Annotated in this window: 6 protein-coding genes; all 6 read right to left on the bottom strand. The window is 40.9% G+C overall.

Features of this window, described 5'->3' with window-relative positions; translation table 11 throughout:
* Positions 1-21: 21 nt before the first annotated feature.
* The 6 genes from TW77_RS18100 to TW77_RS18075 are packed head-to-tail and all read right to left on the bottom strand — an operon-like array spanning position 22 to position 23,557.
* The gene (locus TW77_RS18100) at positions 22-624 is read right to left on the bottom strand and encodes an aspartyl/asparaginyl beta-hydroxylase domain-containing protein (RefSeq protein ID WP_046006387.1); all 603 of its coding nucleotides are present in this window, start codon (positions 622-624) and stop codon (positions 22-24) included.
* Positions 621-5,351: a non-ribosomal peptide synthetase gene (locus TW77_RS18095; RefSeq protein ID WP_046006386.1), complete on the bottom strand. Its 4,731-nt coding sequence runs from the start codon at positions 5,349-5,351 to the stop codon at positions 621-623. The genes TW77_RS18100 and TW77_RS18095 overlap by 4 nt, the downstream gene beginning before the upstream one ends.
* Positions 5,348-8,797 carry a non-ribosomal peptide synthetase gene (locus TW77_RS18090; protein ID WP_046006385.1) on the bottom strand — a complete coding sequence of 1,150 codons (3,450 nt, stop codon included), beginning with the start codon at positions 8,795-8,797 and terminating at the stop codon, positions 5,348-5,350. Before TW77_RS18090 ends, TW77_RS18095 begins: the two co-directional genes overlap by 4 nt.
* Positions 8,794-12,183 (bottom strand): non-ribosomal peptide synthetase, encoded by a 3,390-nt coding sequence (locus tag TW77_RS18085; protein WP_046006384.1) that lies wholly within the window; start codon positions 12,181-12,183, stop codon positions 8,794-8,796. Before TW77_RS18085 ends, TW77_RS18090 begins: the two co-directional genes overlap by 4 nt.
* Positions 12,180-15,560, bottom strand: coding sequence for a non-ribosomal peptide synthetase (locus TW77_RS18080; protein WP_046006383.1), 3,381 nt, complete (start codon positions 15,558-15,560; stop codon positions 12,180-12,182). Before TW77_RS18080 ends, TW77_RS18085 begins: the two co-directional genes overlap by 4 nt.
* The gene (locus tag TW77_RS18075; protein ID WP_046006382.1) at positions 15,557-23,557 is read right to left on the bottom strand and encodes a type I polyketide synthase; all 8,001 of its coding nucleotides are present in this window, start codon (positions 23,555-23,557) and stop codon (positions 15,557-15,559) included. Before TW77_RS18075 ends, TW77_RS18080 begins: the two co-directional genes overlap by 4 nt.
* Positions 23,558-23,564 lie beyond the last annotated feature (7 nt).

Genomic DNA, 23,564 nt, shown 5'->3' with positions numbered 1-23,564 from the left:
TAAGCGCAAGGTTACTATTTTTTAATCTTCTTTTGCGAATTCCATATATAGTATGGTGCGGTTACCTAACGATTCGTTTAATGCGAAATGATCATTGGCGCCGTTAAATATAATCGGCTCACCGACTTTGTGTTGACGAAACTCCCCATTAACATTGAGATAGTTGTAATTTTGCGTTTCAGGTGCATCCAAAGTGAGATGCAACTGCAGCAAGTTTTCACTGTCAATCTCTGGATGTTGATGCATGTGAAGTATAGTGCGACTCTTCATTTTTACTAAAGCACATACTTTAATGCCTTTTAGTCGCCCCAACATCTCCATCGTTTTATCTAGCTTGCCATTTAAAAACTCCATTTTCTGATCATGTATTACAAGAGCAAGTTGCAACCAGTTATTATTTTCTTTTTCATCATCCCAACCTTTAACCCAACCATACTCTTTCCCACTCATTACTTGAGAAAGAATATCTTGGTATACCTCAACATGTGATTTGCCTACTCTATTGACTTCCATAACGGGTGCATCCAAGTTAGCCAACTCTTGGGAGATCAAGCGCCAGTTATCAAAGATCTCTTTAAATTTTGGAAAGTCGATTGGGTCATAAAAGTTATTGTTCTGGTTCATTTATATTCCTTAATTATTTTTTTTAGCTCTTTTTCCATTGCTTTTAATATGTCTTTCGCAAGTTCTTGGGTTATATAAGCTTGATTGAAAGTAAGTTCTAATTTAGATAGCTGCTCACAGTTAGATAGTCCGACTGATAGATTTAGCGGATAGTGAAAACGATCTTCAGCAGCAATCGTTTGAGCGCCCTCATGATCTTTTGCATGATGAAATTGGACAAACTTAAACGATATTTGACTTTGGATAGTCTCAGCCTCATCAGCAAGTGCATGCTGATAAGGGAAAATAGCATGAGTGGTGATATCATTGAGCTCAATTTGAAGCTGCTCTAACTGCTGCTCACTATTGCGCTCTGAGTTATAGAAAAACGGGCAAAAGCTCCAAAATAAGCCCATACTGTTGAGCGGGTTGCTCAAATGTTCTGAGCGCCCAGAAGTTAACATATCAATAGACAACTGTTGTGTATGGAACTTCGCTACCAACGACTTAATAAAACACTGCAGAAATAGTGTCTTCGCCTGAGCTTTATGCGCTGCAGCCACATTCACCAACGTCTTAACATCGTGGCCTTTAAAGGCTACTTCAACTTTATCCAATCCCTCACGATCACCACGAGGCTTTAGATTCAGCTGTTTATGCGTATCAAAACTCGCTAGCTTATCAAGCCAGAAATGTCGCTTTTCCTTACTATTGATAGCTTCTTGCTCTAGGTATACATGCTCCTTAAAGGAGTTGTTCGCCAATACCGAGGGCTGAGGATGTACTTTTGCAACGAGCTCACCATAATTCTTCATCAATTCATTGAAGAAAATAACCATTCCCCAGCCATCTTCGATTGCGTGGTGCGAGGACACGATCACTTCATGGTGAGACTCATTATAGCGAATAACAACAAATCTAATTAATGAGTTTGAACTATCATTAATTTCAAATGGCTTACTAAGCTGCAAATTTCGCAACTCCTCTGCCCGAATTTTCTGTTCATGCGCAGCTAAGCCACTAATATCTTCGATATCAAAATTAACGTTAAAGCGCCTATGAACCAATTGGATGTATCCATATTCGCTGCATTTTACAAATGTACTTCTTAATGCTGGAATTTGTCCAATCAAAGTTTCTATCGCATCACGAAAGTCTGTTATTGAAAAATGACTTCGTCTTATTTCAAATACAGTTTGAGGTAGATAAACACCGACAACACTTTCATGTAAACCGTGATGTTTTAACATTATCTGCTGCATTACCGTGGTTGGGAATGCATCTTCTACACTACTTTTCTCAAGGCCTGAAAGATTAGCCAGGTAGTGTTGTGCTGGTTTTGTGTCAGGCACAGAGGCACTATCACACCTCGTATCTTTTCGGGTATCTGCTATGAAAGTTGCTAGCTTTTCAACCGTTTGATTGTTATATAAATCTTGGACCGAGAAAAAAACACCTCTATTTTTTGCGGCTGCAATTAACGACAAGACCTTAATAGAGTCCCCACCGAGCGTGAAGTAATTATCATAAATACATATTTGCTCTATTTTGAGTACCTTAGACCAAATACCTACTAACTCTTCTTCAATGTGGTTTCTGGGCTCCACAATAACCTTGTCTGAAAGCGCACTAGTGACATTCGGGAGTGCATTTTTGTCTATTTTACCATTCACGGTAGTCGGCAGCTTATCTAAAACAACAAACCTGTTAGGGATCATGTATTTTGGCAAATCCACTGCTAACTCAGCCTTCAAATTAGCAATGTATGTCGCCTCATTAATACGCTTATTTACCTCGCTTACTATGTACGCAACTAAACTTTTTTCCTCTTGCTGGTATATTACAATTGCTGAAGTAATACTTGGTAATTCCAGGATCTTTCTTTCTATTTCTGAAAGCTCTACACGAAAGCCTCGAACTTGAACTTGATTATCTAACCTGCCTAAATATTCAATTTCACCATCAGAAAGCACCCTTGCACCATCTCCGGTTTTGTAGAGTATATCTCCATCTAAATATGGATTGCTTATAAATCGTTCTGAGGTTAATTCGGCTTTATTATAGTATCCATAGCTAACACCAGCACCTCCAATGTACATCTCTCCCGCGACCCCGTTAGGCACCAGCTTTCCTGCTGTATCCAGGATATAAATCGTCAGATCAGATAAGCTTTCACCAATCAAGCTACCTCGATTTTGTTCAACGTCTTGCTTTTCAAGCTTTCGATATGTCGCATGGACTGTGGTCTCGGTCGTGCCATACATATTAACAATGGCGGGATAGTCATCCGGGTGACGTGTGTACCACCCTTTTAGACTGGATAGTTGCAAGGCTTCTCCGCCAAAAATAACGTACCTCAGCGACAGATTTTGAGCCTGCTCTCTATCTATGGTGTCAAACCCTATAAATGCGCTGGGAGTTTGACTTAAAACAGTTACTTTATGCAAAGCAACTAACTCATAGAATGTTTCAGGATCACGCGATTGCTGCTCATCGACCACAACGAGCTTGCCACCATAAAAAAACGCGCCCCACATTTCCCACACTGAGAAGTCAAAAGCGTAAGAGTGGAACATGGTCCAAACATCTCGTTCGGTAAAATCAAACTTGTCCTCGACTGAATAGAACAAACGTTCAACGTTGCCATGGCTCACGACAACACCTTTGGGCTTCCCTGTAGAGCCCGATGTATAAATGATATAGGCAGGATCTGACACTGCTCTCTTAGCTTCTATATTGGGTTTAGTGACTGGCAACTCCTCTAGCGCCAGTGAGCCGATGCAAATTAGCATATTGTGATCGAAAAGGTTCAAATTGGGTGTATCAGCAGAGGTGATCACACTGCTAACCTGACTATCAACAGCGATATAAGAAAGCCTTGATTCGGGGTTTGCTGGGTCCAGTGGTACGTAGATGGCACCCACCTTCAAAATGGCTAAGATAGCAACAAGTGTATTATGGCTTCTGGGTAAACAAATACCTACCTTATCATTATGGCTTATCCCCTGAGAAACAAGGTAGTGTGCTAGCTGGTTACTTTTCTCATCCAGTTCTTTATAGGTCAAATCAACTGCACCACAACTCAGCGCGATACGTTGTGGAAATTGAGCAGCCGTTCGAGAAAAAATATTATCCAAACAATCAACAGCAGGGTAATTTTGATAACGACTAACCACACTTTTAAGTAAAGCCTGTTCAGTCCCGCCTGGTAGTAAGTTTAATTGACTGAGCGGTGTGGTTGGCTCAATACATATTGAGTCGATTAATGTTACAAACTGACTGGAAAGAGATTCAATTGAAGCTGCAGAAAAAAGCTCAGTACTATACTGAAAGTTAAATTCAATAGCGTCTCTGTACTCTATCGCATTCAAGTTTAGGTCGAACTTTGCTCTTGAGCATTCAGGCTTAATCGGCTCTACAGTCAAAGGACCAGCCGATTGTTGCGCTAACTCAGCTTGACTTAACGTAAATACTATTTGCACTAAAGGACTATAACTTAAGCTCCTTGGAGGATTAATAATCTCAACAAGATGCTCAAATGGTACATCTTGATTTGCCAAGGCATCTAAAATAACCCTTTTTGTTTCACTCAAAAAGTCGTTGAAACACATGTCAGCTTCACACCGAAGTCTCAACACTAAAGTATTAACAAATAGTCCTATTAACCCTTCCAAAGAACGATTACGTCGATTGGCAACCGGTGTACCAATTACAATATCATCATGTGCAGACACTCTATACAAAAGCACACTAAAGACTGCATGTAACAACATAAAAGTTGTTACGTTGTATTTTTTGGCTAACGCTTGGAGCTGCTGATATTCCTTACTTTCAAGCCTAAAACTGTGGTTTGCTCCGGCGTGTGTAGGAGACTTAGGTCGAGGGTGATCTGTGGCCACTTTATGCAGCGTCGGCATTCCACTCAAATGCGCTCGCCAATACTCAATTTGCTTTGCCGCTTTACCATCATCAAATAACGCTTTTTGCCATAATGTGTAATCAATATAATCAATGTCCAGCGGTGGTAAATGTGATTTTTCACCCGCACAAATCTGCTGATAAACCTGCTGCCACTCTTGTAACAGAATTTTGTTTGACCATCCATCCGTTGCAATGTGGTGCTGTGAGAGTAGTAAAATATGTTCAGAGTTACTTCTTACTAAGACTTTTACTCTAATTGGCAAGTCCGCTTTGAGATCGAAGGCAATATTTAACAGCTCTTGTGCAGCTTGTTGTATCTCTGACCTTTCAGCAGCTAACTCATCTGACTTGATATTTGCTTTTTCTAACTTAAAAGAAACGCTATTTAAAACCCGTTGTTGTACTCCAAATTCATCCTCAAAGTACACTGTCCTTAACGGGAGGTGGCGTTCGATCAACCTGACAAAGGCCAGCTCGCAGTGCGCTAAATCAAAATCACCTTTGATTCTAAACAAATCTATTGAGTTATATTCATTTCCTGCACTCAACTGATTAATGAAGTATAAGCGCTTCTGAGCAAACGATGCAGGGAAAACATCGCCGTTATTCGCGGCTCTTTTGTTTATTTCACCCATAGGAAATGACGAGCTATCATTAGCATCACACTGCTTCAGGTATTCCAGGATTTGAGCTTTGTTACTTATAATCTTAGACTTTAGCTCATCAGGGAAATGCCCATTAACTAATTTAAAACCAAGCTTATTCCCGTCAGAGAATAGGTGAACACCTGCTTTTAAAGACTCTAGTACAATACTTGCCGCACTCATAGCCACCCCTCACTTTGTACATCTTCTGCATTTATTGACTCTGACTGGTAGGCCATTAGTACTTCAATATGGGCAGCTAAATCTTTCAATTTTGGGCAACTAAATATAATCTGAACATTTGTTTCAATTGAAAAGCACTCCTGTATTGCTGACAGCAAACGTACTGCCAATAAAGAATTGCCTCCTATAGCGAAAAAGTCAGATGTCCCTCCTAGAGATTCAACAGGCAAAGATAATAGACGGCTCCACAATGAGGCCAACTTATTTTCTGTTTCAGTAACTAGAGCCTCATTAACCTCCGTTGATTGATGAATATCTCGTAGTTTTTGCCTGTCAATTTTTCCATTATTGTTGAGTGGCCAGTGTTCCACCACACTAATCCGATTTGGGATCATATAAGATGGCAGAGTATTTTTAAGATGGTCAAAACAGGCATCAATACTGTCATTTTCGACTTTAGTTTCTCGTTCATCTGCATTTAGCTGAACAAATGCAATCAGTACTTTTTCACCTGAATCCAGCTCTTTATCCGTTACCACCGCCTTGCTCACGGTGCTCATACTCTGTAACTGGTATTCGATTTCGGAAGGCTCAATTCTTAGACCGCGAATTTTAAGTTGACTATCAGCACGGCCAAGAAAAAGCATATCGCCTTGCTTGTTGTAACGAACTCTGTCTCCCGTGTTATAAAGCGTATTAAACCCATCTTCTGTCTTAAAAGGGTTATCGATATACCTTTGACGTGTAATTTCCGGGTTCATGTGATATCCAGGCCCAACGGCTGGACCGCTAACAAAAAGGATACCAGGTTCACCAAAGGGCACTAAACGTCCATGCCTGTCTAAAATGTATCCATTCATATTTGGGATCATTTTTCCGATGGGTGGCATTTCTTCATTATCTTGATTTTTAACTCTGTACTCTGTCAGAACATGAGTCTCGGATGGCCCGTAATGATTCCATAACTCAAAATCAGGATGCTCAATCAGAAAGCGGCGCGTTGAGTTACCAATTTTCAGCACTTCACCAGCGACAACGGCAAACTTAAAAGCAGACAAGTCTACGCCCTTGTCATACGCGATATCAAAGACAAGATTAATTACTGAAGGAGGAATAAAAGCCCGGTTAATATCATTGCTGGCCATAAACTCTGGCAGTTCAATTAAATTGTCCTTCACCTGCTGGCCGGCAAGCACCAATGCCCCCCCATCAAGCCAAGTTGTCACCATTTCATGAACTGATGCATCAAAACTAAAAGGTGCGAACATCATGGTTCTTGGTATAGAACCAGCTTCACTTCCCTGAAATTGGCCTAGAACCAGATTAGTGATGGCAATATGAGATTCAGTTACCCCTTTTGGTCTACCTGTAGAGCCTGATGTATAAATCATGACCACCGGACTGTGGATGTCTAGAGGCTGAGTCGGTTCGATATTTTGGCATGAGCACAGACTAATCTCTCGCGCACAGTCCACATTGTCTAATATGACCAAATCAACATTGTTAAGATAGGCATGGGCAGTAAATTTAGACGCAGAGATAACCAAAGATGCGCTGCTATCTTCAATCATGTACGCAATACGCTCACTGGGTAAATTAACATCCAGCGGTGTATAGGCTGCACCAGTCTTTAACACTGCAAGGATGCTTACAACTGTATCAACTCGCCTGTCCAGCAACAAACCAACTATTTTATCCGGCGCAGCTCCTTTTGATTTTAAAAAATGGGCAAGCTTATTCGCTCTGTGATTGATCTCTTGATACGAATATTTGTTCTCTAAATATTGTAACGCAAGCCTGTGTGGTGCTTTTTCTGCAAAGTCTTCAAAGTATTGATGAATCAACTTTTGGCCATCATGATTTTTCTTTACATTATTCATGTCATCAATGAGAAAAGACTTATCCCCATCACACAGTAAATCGAAAGCATGTATTGGACTGTCCGTATTTTCTAATACTTTATTGCAAAGCAATTTAAATTGCTCTGCATAACAAGCAATGGTCGAAGCGTCAAAAAGCGTACTATTGTATTCAAAATTAAATGAAATTGAGCCTTGAGATTCTCTAAAGTCCAGGAGCAAATCAAACTTAGATGTTTTGTTATCTAAAGACTCAGGTGAAAATATTAAATCAGGAAGGTTAGCCTCATTTTCTTCGGTGCTATTTGAAGTCAGCATAATCTGAAATAGCGGCGAGTAGTTTGGACTTCTAACCGGGTTTAGCTCATCAACAAGTACATCAAAAGGTAAATCTTGATTCGATTGCGCATCAAGATTTATATGCTTAATTTCACTTAGCCATTGACTAAATGGTATATTTTTCTCGGTACTGACTCGCAACACCAATGTATTTGTAAAGAATCCAATGAGATCATTGACTCCTTGTTGATATCGGTTAGCTACTGGAGTACCTACAACAATATCATCGCTTTCTCCTTTAATAGAGATGAACAGAGAAAATAAAGCATGAGCCAGCATAAAGTGAGAAACATTATGCTCATGCGCCACACGGCAAAAAAGCTCGCTTTGCAACGCATCAAGTGAAAAGCTCACACTTCCCCCACAAAAGGTAGTTTGAGGAGGCCTTTCGCTATCAAACTTTAAACTATGTTCCAAAGGTAGAGCGTTTAATTGCTTTTGCCAATACTGCAGCTGAGAGTCAAACTGACCATTAGATACTTGCTTTTGTTGCCAGTAAATAAAGTCTAAATAGTTAATCTCAAGCTTAGGTGCTATGAGCATACCTGCTTCTTTTATTTCAGAATAAAACTGGATGAACTCCCTATTAAGAATTGGTACTGACCAGGCATCTGCAGCAATATGATGTATGTTAAAAACTAATAACCCTTCATCACTTGCCACTTGAAACCAGACAGCTCTTATCAATAAATCTTGTCCTAAATTGAATGGTTTCAGGGTTTCACTTTCTACCTGTGAGCTTAATTCATTAGCCTGTTCTAATGGAGATAGCTTAGATAGATCTACGGTCTGTATTTTAAAAGACACTTCTTTTTGGAAGGTTTGATGAACCCCTTCCTCTGTTTCTGAAAAAACAGCTCGTAAGGGTAAATGACGCTCTATAATTGCATTAATAGCCTGCTCAGCAACGACAAGATCAAATTGCCCTTTTATCCTTGTCACACTGGGGGAATTATACTGCTCACTGCTGCCAGATATGCGGTCTATCAACCACAACCTTTGTTGTGAATACGCCAGTGGATGCTCACCCTGTTCATTTAAATACGCAGATGCTATGGTGTTTTCTTCTTTTTCGTATGACGCTTTATCACTCAGAAATTCAATAATCGCACTTTTATTTTCAATTACTTTGTTCTTGAGCTCTTCAGGGAAGACCTCGCTCGTCATTTCAAAATTAAGCTCACCATTTTCTGTGTACAAAAAAATCCCCGAATCGGCGCAAAGCTCTAACAAGCCATTGATATTCATAATATTCCTTTTGATACAATTTTTGATTTTAGTTTTTTTTCTATGATAAGGTTTTCGGTTATTGCTTTATCTATACCTAATGCCAATATTTCTAAGCTTTCAGCTCCAAGTACCACATTCGCCTTGATCTTTATCTTGAATTGCTCATCAAGCATTTTGCTGAGCTTGACCATCAGTAAGGAGTTGCCACCTAGCTCGAAGAAGTTGGATTCGAGGTATATTTTATTCACCTCTATTGAAAGTATTTCAGCCCAAATATGTGCTATGGCAATTTGTGTATCGGTGCGGGGCTTGGTACCACACCTAATCTCACTGTTCAGCGCTTGATTAAGAAGACTAGCTGTATCGATTTTGCCATTTACAGTCAGCGGGAATCGTTCAAGTGAAATAAAGCTAGCCGGGACCATATATTGGGGTAATGCAGCTAACAGGTAATTTCTCAATGTAGCTGTTGCACTTTGCTCTGCCAGACTGCCGGCGCCTTTTTTCTGTATGAAAAACGCAACTAGGCGAGAAGATGGGCCATCCTCAATAAATATCACTTTTGAAGACTTAATTGAGCTATGCGTTTCTATTTGCTTTTCAACCTCAATGAGTTCAATTCGATGACCTCTTACCTTTACTTGATCATCGGTACGCCCTAAAAACTCTACATCCCCAGAGTCGTTCATTCTAACCAAGTCACCGGTACTATAAAGTCGTGTCTGAAGCGCGTCATGATAAAAAAACTTGCTATTATTTTTATCACTACTATTGATGTAACCTCTTGCTAATCCAACACCTGCTACATGAAGCTCCCCTTGTACCCCAAATCCTAAAACTCGTTTGTCGGTCCCGAGTACATAGACCTTAGTGTTTGGAATAGCACAACCAACGGTAATATCGGTATTTGGAGCCAGCCAACGACCTGTCACAGCCACGGTTGCCTCAGAGGGACCATAAGAGTTATATAGTGCAAACTTTTTTGCCCACCGATTTACGACTGAGGCGCAAGTTTTTTCGCCCGCGACTATGATGCCTTTAAATGAATATGGCAGCTCTTCATTCATGTGCGCCAATACAGAGGGAGGTATCGCTGCATGAGTTATTTGATTATCAACCAACATGGTTTCAAGTGCTTCTGGCGACTTTCTGTGTAAATCACTGCATATATGCAAACTGGCCCCATTTAATAGCGCCATCACAGTTTCCCACACGGCACCGTCAAAACTAAATGACGCAAATTGCAACACGTTACTCGACGATGAAACGGCAAAACAATCCTTATGATATGATGCTAAATTCACCACACCTTGGTGTTCAATCATGACACCTTTTGGTCTGCCAGTTGACCCCGATGTATAAATAACGTACGCCAGGTTACTTGACGTGCATTCTACTTTAGGGTTTTGCTCTATTTGCTCATTGTCCGTACATGTCATGTGCTCCAACAAAAAGCACTCACCATCAAAGTCATAGCCTACTTCAATATCATCAACTAATACTTTGGATACCTTGCTGTTGGAGAGCATATATTCAATACGCTCTTTTGGGTGCTCAATATCAATGGGGAGGTAGGCACCACCCGCTTTCAGTACAGCCAAAATAGCAACAAAGAACTCAGGGCTTCTTTGAATGCATACACCAACCACTTCTTCTTTCGAGATCCCTTTACTAATTAACTGCGCAGCAACGGCATTTGCGCGCGCGTTTAGCGTACGGTATGTCAGGGACTGCTCTTTAAACTTTAGTGCAATATGATCAGGCTTGGTGGCAACAACCTGTTCAAACACCTGGTGTATGCATTGGTTATCAGTGGCCGTATTTTCAACACGCTGTTGGTAAAGTTCGGCATAGTTTGCCACCGCTAATCGCGATTCTGCCTGGGTTAATTGCGAGCCAGTATAAGCGACGTTGTGAGTCACCTCACGCAGAGTATTTACAAAGCTACGTCCAAACTGAGCAATAAACTTTTTATCAAATAACTGTGTATTGTATTCAAACAGCACTGACAGTGAATCGAGCTCATCAGTTACACTGAGCAGTAATTCAAAATTAGCTCTTTTCAAATCCGTAGAGTAAGGCTCAGCTACAAACGCTTTATCACTCACAGCGGTTTCTTCAGAACTGCTGGCATTAAAATTAAACACTAACTGAATTAATGGTAATACACTCGCATTCCTTTTAAGACTGAGTGTATTCAAAATGGATTCGAAAGGTACTGATTGATGCGCATAGGCCTCATGTACAGCCGTTTTTGTTTGTTCTAATACATCTAAAAATGTCCAGTCCTGCTTAAGCTGAATACGTATCGCGGCATTGTTGACAAATAGTCCAATAAGAGATTCAAGTTCTTTCTTTGGGCGGTTAGCCATAGGCACACCAACTACAATGTCATTACTTTGCGAATGGACATGTATAACAGACGTGTAAACGGCAAAAAGAAAATTGAATAACGTAACATTTGACTCTGCAGCAGCTGCTTTAACTTTTCGCGTTAAGTCCTCATCAATACTGAGTTGATAAAGGGCACCTTCTCCATTCAACTTCGCGGGTCTACCATCCTTGAGTGGTAAAGAATGCACGTCAGGTGCCCCCGCTAATTTGGACTGCCAATACGTTAAGCTATTTTCAAATTGCTTGGTGTTCTTTCGAACATGCTGCCAGTTAACATAATCAATATATTGAACTGGTAGTTCAGGTAAATTCACAGCTCGTTCTTGGATGATAGAGTCGTAAATCTCAAAAAGTTCACGATCAAAAATATCAGCGGACCAAGCATCCATTGCTATGTGATGAGATGTTATACATAGTACTGCGCTTTGCTCGCTGTGCTTAATGAAGATTGCTCTGAGTAGATTACCGGCACTAAAATCAAACGGTTTTTGACCTTCAGCAATGAGGATCTCATCTACCGCCGCTGCAAACTCTGTTTTCGATTTACCTTGCAAGTCGATTAAATTGCAATGAATCCGCGGCTTATCAACAATATACTGTTTTAGTGCACCTGCTTTTTCTACAAACCCCGTAGTAAACACTTTCTGTCTGTGAGCCAGTTTTGTTAAAGCGACTTCGAATACAGTCGGATCGAACTCTCCAGATATTCGCTTCGCCATGACTAAGTTATATTTAGAATGCTCGTTGGAAACTGTTTCCGACAGCCACATGCCGCGTTGCTCAGCATTAGCGTCATGTTCAGCCCCATAGTCCACTCGCACAATACTACCTGGATCACTATCGTGTTGCGTTAGCCAGTTAATTACTTCTGCCTTGTGGGTTTTGAGCGATGAAACCAATGCAGGAGTCAAGTTTTCTTTATTTCCGACGACAGCAAGTTGGCCCTCAGAACTGACCTTTAACTTTATTTGACGGTCTTTTATACATTCAAGTAATTCTAAAAATCTCATAGCAGTATTTCCATTTCATCTTCTTCTAACTGATAGTCATGTGAAACCTTAACCACTCGACTCGTTTTTCGAGCGTCAATTAGAGTGGAAACTTCTGCTAAGTTTTGTTTTGAGATCACGTCAACGATTTCCAACCGAACATCAAAGTGCTGCTCAATAGATATCAGCATTTTTGTTATCAATAGTGAATTTCCACCAACGTGATAAAAATTCGAATTTCTGCCTATCTGCTCAGCGGCTGTACCGGTTATTTCGCTCCAGATGTCACGTAAAGTCAGTTCCGTTTGTGTTTCGCAATTACTACTAAATGACAAACGATGCATTTGCGCATATTCGATAAGCTTATTGGTATCCACCTTTCCATTTCTTGTCAGTGGAAAATCTTCAACCTCGATAACCATGCTAGGTAACATCGTATTTGGCAGTACTCTAGACAAATGATTTTCTAATTCATACTGTTCCAGGGAGCTAGATGTTTTAGAAGTGCTTTGGTTTTCGAGTGTTACAAAAGCCAGTATTTCAGCATTATCCGAACTGGTGTTATGCACAATTGCTTTTGCCAAACGCACAGAATCGTTTTGCATTAATTGCTGTTCAATTTCTCCAAGCTCAATTCTTACACCTCTAATTTTAACTTGCTCATCAACACGATTGATAAATTCAAGCTGACCGTCAGGGCAAACCCTAACTAAGTCACCACTGCGATAGAGCCTACGTTCGATGCCGTTAAACTCTTTAATCACAAATCGTTCGCGGGTAAGAACCGGGTTGTTTATATACCCAATAGCAACGCCCACACCCGCTATATAAAGCTCACCGACTGCACCATCAGGAACAGGATTTTGATGCCTGTCTAAAATCATGACTTCAAAGCCATCTATAGCTTTACCGATATGGATATTTCCTAACTTTGAGATCCGGCCAACTGTTGCGCATACCGTCGTTTCTGTCGGGCCATAAGCGTTAAAAAAGGGATATCGATCACACCATTGATGAGCGAGTTTTTCAGAGCATTTTTCGCCTGCGACGATCAGTGCTTTAAAATGAAAATCTACTGAAGAATTCATGCTACTCAGTACCGAAGGAGGTATGGTTGCATGCGTTATTTGATTATCTTGCAAATATGCTGTCAGTCGATCTGGCGAAGTTCTGGTACGTTCTGAACAAACGTATAAACAAGCACCATTGAGTAACGCCATACACCACTCCCAAACGGAAGCATCAAAACTAAATGACGCAAACTGAAGTACCTTGCTATCTGGCGATACCGCGAAGTATGACTGTTGATATTTCGCTAAATTAACAATACCGCTATGGCCAATCATGACCCCTTTTGGTTGACCCGTGGAACCGGATGTATATAAAACATAAGCCATGCTCGCCGAATTAATATTAGGCAAATCTCTAGCCGGCATTGCCTGAAACTCTGTCACTACACGTACTTGTGCATAGTGATCTGCACTTTCATTTTCAACAGATGTAATAGCAACTGAGACCTGACTTTGTTCTATCATGCTAACTTTACGCAACTCTGGAAGCGATGGGTCTATCGGCAAGTAAGCAGCGCCAGCTTTAAGTACACCTAAAACGGAGATAAATAACTCGACCGATTTGGGCAATTCAATTGACACCACAGAGCCAAGTTTGACCCCTAACGTCCGTAATTTATAAGCAACCTGATTTGAACGTTCATGAATGTCCTGATATGTTAATTCAGACGATTCATCACACAGAGCTAAGCGTTTAGGGTTACTATTTACCACGTGTAAAAATACATCAATGACACTTTGCGAATCTTGCCCCTGTTGATTGGCCTCTACGCAATTAATATTATTGCTACCCACAAGTGGTATGGCTTCTACAGGGTGGTCCATATGCGCCATAACCGCATCAATAAATTGAGTAAAATAATGACTCATTCGAATAATTGATGCTTCTTCAAATAACGCTGTCGCGTATTCCCAAATAAATCTGAGGCCTTCTTCCCCCTCGCCTACTCTCAAGGCTAAGTCATACTTAGCGGCATGACCTTCCAGTTCTCTGTCACGAGACGTGGCTCCTGCAAAGCTTATCTCTCCTATGTCGCTATTACCCATCACTATAGCTAATTGAAACAACGGGTTATGAGCTTTACCACCGGGAATACCTAAACTTTCAACAATCATGTTAAAAGGTACATGTTGATACTCGAAGTCACTGAGCAGGTTATCTTGATATTGCTTCAAGTAAGAAGCGAAGGTGATCCCATCTTCTAAAGTTGACCTTACGGGCAACATGTTTACAAAAAAGCCGACGAGGGGAGAGACACTAAGCTTATCTCTGTTTGCAACTGGTACACCAATAACCAGATCATCCTGACCCGTGTAACGGTGTAAAAACGCATTAAACAAAGCTGAAACCATTGAAAACAATGTCACTCCATTGCTTCTCGCTAACGACTTAAGGGCATTAAGGGCACTGATGTCTAAACAATTTATGACATTGCTTCCCTCATGATTTTGCAACGTACCTCTCGGTTTATCGAGTGGGATCGAATGTAACATTGGCGCGCTGTCCAAACGTCTTTGCCAATACTCAAGTTGCGTGCTCATACTCGGTTTTTGAAACATATTGTCTTGCCAGACTGCATAATCTAAATACTGAACAGGTAAGTCTGGTAATGAAACAGGTGTGTCATTAGTGAGCTGATTGTAAATTTGTGACAGCTCGTTCTTAAATATACCGATTGACCAGTCATCTGCTGCGATATGATGCAAGGTAATAAATACCGAATGCTTTTTAGGTGCGCATTTCACAACGATTCCCCGCACCATATAGTCACAGGTTAAATCGAAAGGCGTTACAGATTCTTGCTTTTCAATATCAGATAATGTTTCAATTTTCTGAGAGTCAGTTTGATCAGATATATCTAAAAACCTGAGTTTAATATCACTACCAGGCTTAACTACTTGTTTCGCCACACCTGAATCGTCAATAACATAGTGAGTTTTTAATATTTTGTGCCGCTCAATTAACGCATTTAAAGCATCATTAAAAACAGAGACAGAGAATTCGCCTTCTAAGTCCATGCCCATAGGCATGTTTAAGTGGTAGCTTGCCTTATCTTTTTGCATTGCAAAGAAGGCACTTTTTTGACTGCTTGATAATGCAAAGTGAGTAGAGCTTAATTCATGAGTCTTACTCGCGACACAAACATCCGCTCTCAACTGCTCCACAAATGATAGATAATCAATTACCTGCTTTTTATTTAACTTCAACACTTCTTTTAAGTCATTTGATAAAGCCGCTTTTTTTGCTCTATAGGCTAACTGACCATCTTTAAGGTATAGTTCAACTCCGGCTTGATTTGCAGTTGATAATATATCCAATACGCTCATAGTACTCCCTCCTCAATTTCAGCGTCTTTATCTTCACTTAAAGCAACACTTTCATTAATTAAATCAAGCATCTTTGCAAACTGAGTGCTTTCAAAAGCATCTTTGACAGGAATATTGGTATTCCAGGTGTGATTAATATGAACAACTAACTTACTCAATGAGAGAGAGTCCCCTCCCATATCGAAGAAATCATCTTCTGCAGATGACACTTCTACACCGATGACATCGAACCAAAGTTGCGCCAATTTAGCATTGTGCTCATTGTCTTCACTTTGTCCTTGTTCTCCTTCAACTAATCGCAGCATGGAATGAAAATCTGTTTTTTCAAATGCTTGCTTTAAGGATAAGTTGAGTTGCCATTGATGATTGATGTGCGCTAACAGTTTACTTAACGAGAGAGAGTCTCCCCCCAGCTCAAAAAAGTCGTCGCTACGTGACATCACTTCTACACCCAGGATGTCCTTCCACAGGTTCTTCATAGACTGTTCTGTAGCTGTGATTGTTCTATCGTGGTTGCTGTCATCGCTGCTCTTTACCAGCCCAGCGTCTTTGATAAGCTCCAAATCAAACGGTATGTCAAAATGTGGCGGCGTCGATGACTTTGACACAACTAAATGCCGCTTGTTACAAGACAGCGCAAAACTTAGAGCTTTAAGTCCTTCATTATTTTCCAGTCCGCTCTTCAGTTGCTGCTCAAGCAGTGTCTGATAGCCTTTGGGGGCAACACTCTTAACAGCCATCCCCACTTCTTTCCATGTATCCCAGTTAATCGTTTTTACTTTTTGCTGACACAGCGCATTTATATTTGATAATCCATCTTGAAACGCATTTGCTGTCGCATAATCAAATTGGCCAATGCTGCCATTTAACGCACTAATCGAAGAGAAGTTGATAACAAAATCAACGTACTCTAAATCAATCGTTTTCAGGATATTTAAGCTGCCTGCCACTTTTGGAGCAAACACCTTTTGCGCATCTTGCTTTGATAATAGAGATAAAAGCCTACCACCGGGAACACCTGCGGTATGGAAAATCCCATTTGGTTTTCCAACCTCCTTGACTATCGCCTGATATGTCTGTGTAAACTGCTCACAGTCACTAATATCTGCGGTGTATGTATGTACCCGACTCCCTTTGGACTCAACAGCCTTAATTTTTTCAACAACCGGTTTCCATGTGTCATCTTCACCATCGATAATGCTATTCCAGCTAGCCCGTTCAGGGATCGGAGTTCTGGATACAAGCACAATTTCAACAGAGCTGTGTTCACTGAGGAAATTCGCGACCTCGAGTCCAATACCGCCACTTCCTCCGGTTATTAAGTATACGTTGTTGGCTTTAACAGGCAGCTTAGATGGATCCGCTAATGGATGCGTTACAGATACTTTCTGGTATTGACGATACCAAGGCACGCCATTCTTTATCGCAACAACTTGATGTTCAACTTCTCCAAGTATTGTTTGCATACAGCTATTAGGTAGTTGCGTAACTGAGCCCTGTTGAATCACTTCAGAAACATCAATTAATTGACTAGAAATAAAGGGTAACTCATTCTCAATCACCCGTACGCTTGCTGTCAGTGCTTGTTTAAAGGGGTTTACGCTCTGCCCTACATTTAAAGTATTGGTACCCAATACTTTTAAAACGCAATTTTCCTGATCAGAAAAATGCTCATGAAGCCCCTGTGCTAAGTACAATAAGCTATAAGCACCCAATTCGAAATAATCATCCTGATTGTGAATATCGAAATCTGAATCAGCTTGAACATTAAATGCATGAATAATCAGGTCTAAGCCAGGCTCTTTTTTCTTAATATCACCTAATACTTTGCTGTAGGATGCAAACTCGTTCTTTTCGATGAAGTAGTCAACACAGTCATCTTCACCGCCTCCCTCGAGCAGAGAAACGGTATAAACACGGCAAGAGTTTGATTTTAACTTTTCAACAACACCTTTATACAAACCATGTTTATCAACAAATATTACTGCTGATTTCGGATTTAGCCTTGACTCAGAACACTCCTCATCAATGAACTTAGCCATCCAGACGGGTTCATATAAATAGTCACTCACATCGTTACTTGTCAATCCAGTGACTTTTCTATCAGAGACATGATCATGTGTAATCTTGTCAACCCAATGAGTGCTGCGTTGGAACGGATAGCATGGCAATGCCTTTGTGCGCATCTTTCTAGGTCGCTGCATATTATGCCAATCAATTCGTGCCCCCAGCTCCCAACTTTTAGCTGTCACTGTTTGTATCAAAGAATATGCAGATTGGCTTTTGGTCATCGTTTGCAATGTGTCTGGACTGTGCAGGCTTGAGTTGTCCCGCACAAAACTTGCCAAGCCAGAAGAAGGCCCTATCTCAATGAACAGCTTTTTATCATTAAGCCAAGATGTATTTGCTATTCTCTCGATTCCATCAGCAAACCAAACGGTCTCCTTAATATGCTCAACCCAATACGTTGCAGTTAAGACCTCATCATTCAAATATTGCCCTGTTACATTTGAAACAATTGGGATAGTTGGTTGATTGATTTGTACTGATTCAATTACTGCCCTGAATTCTTCCAAAATCGGTTCCATTAAAGCGCTATGATAAGCTCCCTTGGTATTAAGCAACTTTGTCCGAATGCCAGACTCTTTTAACAGGGCTCTCCACTGTTCGACCGATTCAACAGTGCCAGACAGAACACAATGTCTTTCACTGTTAACCGCAGCAACATTACATTGACCAATAATGCTTTTAACTTTTTCGTGATCAGCAAGTACAGATAACATTGCACCTACCTGCGTTTGATGCATTAACCGACCTCTGGATACAACCACTTTCAATGCATCAGCTAATGAGAACACGCCTGCAATACATGCTGCTACATACTCACCAAGGCTGTGTCCGATCATGGCGTCAAACTGAATTCCTTTGTTTTCTAGTAGCTTGTAGATGCCATATTCAATTGCAAATAGTAGAGGTTGCAAGATCCAGGTTTCACCTTGCAAAATAACTTCACGATATTGCTCTTGATCCTCAAATAAACGGACTATATCAATACCAAGTAATGGGTTTAATATGTCTCGACACTGGATAATCGATGCTTTAAATACTGGCTCTGAATTAAACAGTTCAACACCCATTTCCTCAAAATGTGTCCCCTGTCCTGAAAACATCGCGATAGTTGAAGGCGCTTTATCACTTTGAGTCACGCGTTTAAAGCCAAAGTTATCTAGCTTAATTAAAAGGTCAGAGATATTTTTGTATACAATTGCCCTGCGGTATTCATGATGACGGACACCAACTTGAGAGGTGTATGCGACATAAGGCGAGTCACACTCTTCTAGTTCATGGAAAAACGCACGATGGCGACTATAAACATCTTTTAATGCCTGCTCTGACTTTGCTGATAACAACAAAGTATGCGCTGGCTCAGCGTCTAACTCTGCTTGGGCAAGCGGTGCCTGTTCGAGAATGATATGTGCATTGGTCCCACCGACACCAAAGGCGCTTATACCCGCTCTTTTGGGATAGTCATTATCAGGCCATTGAGTTAATTTGTTATTGATATAAAGGTGTTTGCCTAAATCAATATTTTCATTTAGTGAATCAAAATTAATCGTTGGGGGCAGTAAATTGCTTTTCAAAGCCATGATAACTTTCATAAGCCCCGCAATTCCAGCTCCAGTATCTAGATGACCAATGTTTGGCTTTAATGCACCAAGTGCAACTTGGGTTTGCTGCTGAGATTTGCCATCAAACACCTGTTTTAAGGCTTCTATTTCTAACGGATCGCCAATCTTAGTGCCAGTTCCATGGGTTTCTATATATCCGATTGTATGAGATGGGATTTTTGCATTCTTAATTGCGTCTTTAATAACTTGAGCTTGGCCTGAGACACTGGGGGCAACATAGCCAGCTTTTTCATTTCCATCATTATTTATCGCAGACCCTTTGATTACAGCATGTATATCATCACCATCGGCCAGTGCTTTTTGGAGCAGTTTTAAAACAACGAAGCCACCGCCATCCCCTTCTCTTGTCCCGCTAGCATTCTGATCAAATGTTCGACAATGTCCGTCTGAAGAAAGAATGTTTCCATCTTCAAATTGATATCCCTCTTTAGCAAACTTTCTAACAGAGGCTCCACCAGCTAAGGCTGTATGACATTCAGCACTTTTTAAACTCATACATGCTTGATGAACCGCAACAAGTGAAGTTGAGCACGCTGTCAAAACGTTAATAGCTGGGCCTGTCAGGTTCAGTTGATATGCAAGCCGCGTTGCAGTAAATGCTGGGCTATTCGCATGTAGCGCCTTGAGTCCTTGACTATTGATAATGTCTTTATTTGGTAAAATATGATTAAAGAAATACTGGCTCTCTCCCGTTCCACAGAAAACGCCTATTTTTTGTGATGACTGCGTATCTCCATAACCTGCATGTTCCAGTGCTTCGGTGGCACACTCGAAAAGTAGCCTTTGCTGAGGATCTAATACCTTAGCCTCATTTGGTGTCATTCCAAAATATTCGGCATCAAACCCCTTGATATTATCGAGTGTTATTCCTGATTTAATATAGTTAGCGCTTTTCAGCACTTCCGGGGATACTCCCGCTTCCAGTAACTCTTCATCAGAGTAATGATTAAGAGACTCTTTCGCCTCCTTTATATTTGTCCAGAGCTCATCTGCGTTATTTGCATCAGGAAAGCGCCCTGAATAACCGATAATCGCGATATCCGGCTGCTCTAAGCTTTCCTCGCTCAAATCCGTCTCTGAATCATCAGGTGTTTTATGCGTGTCACTGAGCAAGTCTTGTAACGAAGAAATTGTGGGATACTGAAATATATCTCGGACGGAGAGTTCTATGGAGAACGCTTCACCAATGGCATTTGCCAAATGGACGCCCAATAATGAGTTTCCGCCAACATCGAAAAAGTTATCAGCTAAGCCAATATCCTGTCGCTGCAATATTTTCTGCCACAGCTCTAAAAGCTTATCTTCCAATGTGCTGGAAGCGTTCGTTAGCTTGTCTCTTTCTAAGTGAGCGCCGGGAAGCACATTCGGCAACTGAGATTTATCTACTTTGCCATGGGTCGTCAGAGGTATTTGATCCAGGATTAGGAAGCTGCTCGGTAACATATAGCTTGGTAGTTGCTCGCCAAGGTGTTGCACCGACTTATCCAGCACGGCTTGATGCGAGCTGTTACCGCAGACTTTGAGATAAGCCACAATATATTTATGTTCACCGTCTCCGGCAACGGTTGAGACTGCTTGCTCTATCTCATCAAGCTGCATTAATTGATGTTCAATTTCGCTGAGTTCTAACCTATAACCTCGAATTTTGATTTGGTCATCAACTCTACCTAAGAATTCAATATTACCAAATTCATTAAGTCGGCAAAGGTCACCTGTTTTGTATGCGCGCTTGTGGTTATTCTCAGCAAGCGTTACGAACCGCTCTTGTGTCAATTCAAAGTTATTAATATAGCTTTTCGCCAGCCCTCTGCCACCAATATAAAGCTCTCCTGGAAGCCCTTGGGGAAGAGGTTTCCCATTCTCACTTAAAATACACAGCTCCACCCCATTTAATGGTTTTCCTATATGAGGGGTGTCGCCGGTGATCTCAGCAAATGTGCTATTTACAGCACATTCTGTCAGCCCGTATACATTAATAGCGCGTATGTTTGTCTCCTTGGTCAGCTGAGCAATCTTTAACCAAAGCGCTTTGGAGATAGGTTCTCCACCGATTACGAATACAATGCGCTTATCAGAATCTGATTGTTCAAGATATGGCAGCATCAGCTCTACTTGACTAGGTGTACAGTCAAATACATTGATGTCATGTTCGAACAAAAAGCGAACCAGTTTCTTTGGATCATTCTCATTTAAACATGAAACAATTGTCACATTATTAGGCAGTTGAGATACCACTTGTAATGAAGCGTCAAAAGATGGCGTGGCATGTGTCGTCCACCGTAATGAAGTGTCATTATCAAAAAACCGGTTCATAATAACGCGCATATTCTCTGATAAATTCAAAATACCGTCGTGTGTTATCTCGGCTCCCTTAGGGTAACCAGAAGTGCCGGACGTGTAACATACATACGCCGTGCTGTCTTTAGTTAAACGCACTTCTACAGGTTCAAACTCTGAAGTAGTCGTAATCAACGCTTGATATGGTACGGTTATTACTTGCTTGAATTCACCATGCTGCGAGTCTGTAATGAGTATTGATGCCTTGCAATCATCTAATATATAGCTCTTGCGAGCATGGGGGAATTTATCACTTAAAAGCACAAAAGGTGAGCCCAGCTTTTGAACCGCGATCATTGCGGCCAAGTTCTCAATTCTCTTTTGTAATGAAATAGCAACTAAGTCGCCTTGTTTAACCTGTCTGGCTTGTAAAGCTGTCGCTATCTTCTGCGCCTCGGTATTAAGCTCCAAATAGCGTAACTTGCGCTCCCCCTCAACGATGGCAAGTGAGCTGGGGTTATTCAATACATTTTGTTCAAAAGCTTCTATAAAAGAGTTTGCAGACGTCTCGCCGTGATTGATTTCCGAGGGGATCAAACTATTACTTTTTGGTACCAACCTTAATTCGCCAATCCTTTGTTGCTCATCTTTGCAAACATGTTCGATTAATGAAATTAGTCCTGATGATAGTGCAGCGACATCCTCTCGAGAAAAGGCCTCTTTTCGGTATTCAAACATCAACTGTAACTGCGCATTAGAGAAAGTAGCTGCAAGAATGAGATCATATTTCACGTATCTCAGTTCAACTGGCTCTAAAATAAGTTCACAGTTCGAAAAGTTGAAAGATTCTAACTGATGATCATCAATCCTGAGTGCAACCTGGCTTTCGCCAGCCATTACACTGCCATGCTCGCTGGATGTCATCTGCATCAGTAATTCTGATGGGACATCTTGATGATCCTGTGCATTTAAGTTGGTTGTTTTTATCTCTTTGAGTAAGTCAGAAAATCGAGCGTTGGGATCCACTTTAGTACGCAAAAGTAGCTCATTCGTAAACATACCTACGACATCTTTAAGTTGACTATTTGCTCTATTTGCAAACGGTGTTCTTATTAAGATGTCACGTCGACTCGATACGCAGTGCAATAACACAGCGTATATGGCATGTAACCACATATGCCAGGTCACACCATAGGCTTCTAACTGCTTACCGATAGCGCTTTGTAGTGAGCTGTCTATCTCAAAGTGATATACCCCACCTTCCAAAGATGCAGCATTCTTCTTTAACACGGATGAAGGTATTGGAATTGTGCGCAAGGCGCCGTCCAAATGTGCTTGCCAATAACCTAGGTTGTTCTCGTCTGTTGCTCCGTTACCAAACCGCTCACGCTGCCATACCGCAAAGTCTCCATAGCTAATTTGGCGCTTCGATAATTCAAGTTCATGACCTGAAATTAACGACTCATAATGCCTGCAGAAACATGAGAAAATGAGTTTCAAAGAATAACCATCACATGCTATGTGATGAATATTACATATCAGCGTCGCTTTATTATTTGCGCGCTTTATATAGCTAACTCGAAGCATCAATTCATTTTCGAAATCAAATTGGTGCTCGGTTTGCTTCTTAACTAAATCATTGAGTTCATCGTCTGATGCATCACTTAAGTCAAATGATTGAATGCAAAATTCTGCACTCTCATTCACCTTTTGTACCAGCTGGCCATCTACCAAATGATAACTTGTTCGCAAAATCTCATGCTCTGCTATCACTTTTTTAAAAGCCAGCTCCGCAGTTTCAATACTAAATCCCCCTTTAATATCAAATACTGCAGGTGCATTATAGTGGTGACTCGCTCCCTCAACTTGATTGACTAGCCAAACTCCCTGTTGATTATAAGAAAGTGGAAACTCCTTTCTAAGTTCATTGGGTTTAACAATACCGCCTTGGTTATTTTGTTTTTCTTGTAATAACTTTAATAATTTTTTCTTTTTTTCTTCTAATAAGCTATTTTTGTCTTGGCTTGACATGATTCAT

Source organism: Pseudoalteromonas rubra (assembly GCF_000967655.1).
GTDB lineage: Bacteria > Pseudomonadota > Gammaproteobacteria > Enterobacterales > Alteromonadaceae > Pseudoalteromonas > Pseudoalteromonas rubra_A.
This window is presented reverse-complemented; position numbering and strand designations above follow the sequence as displayed.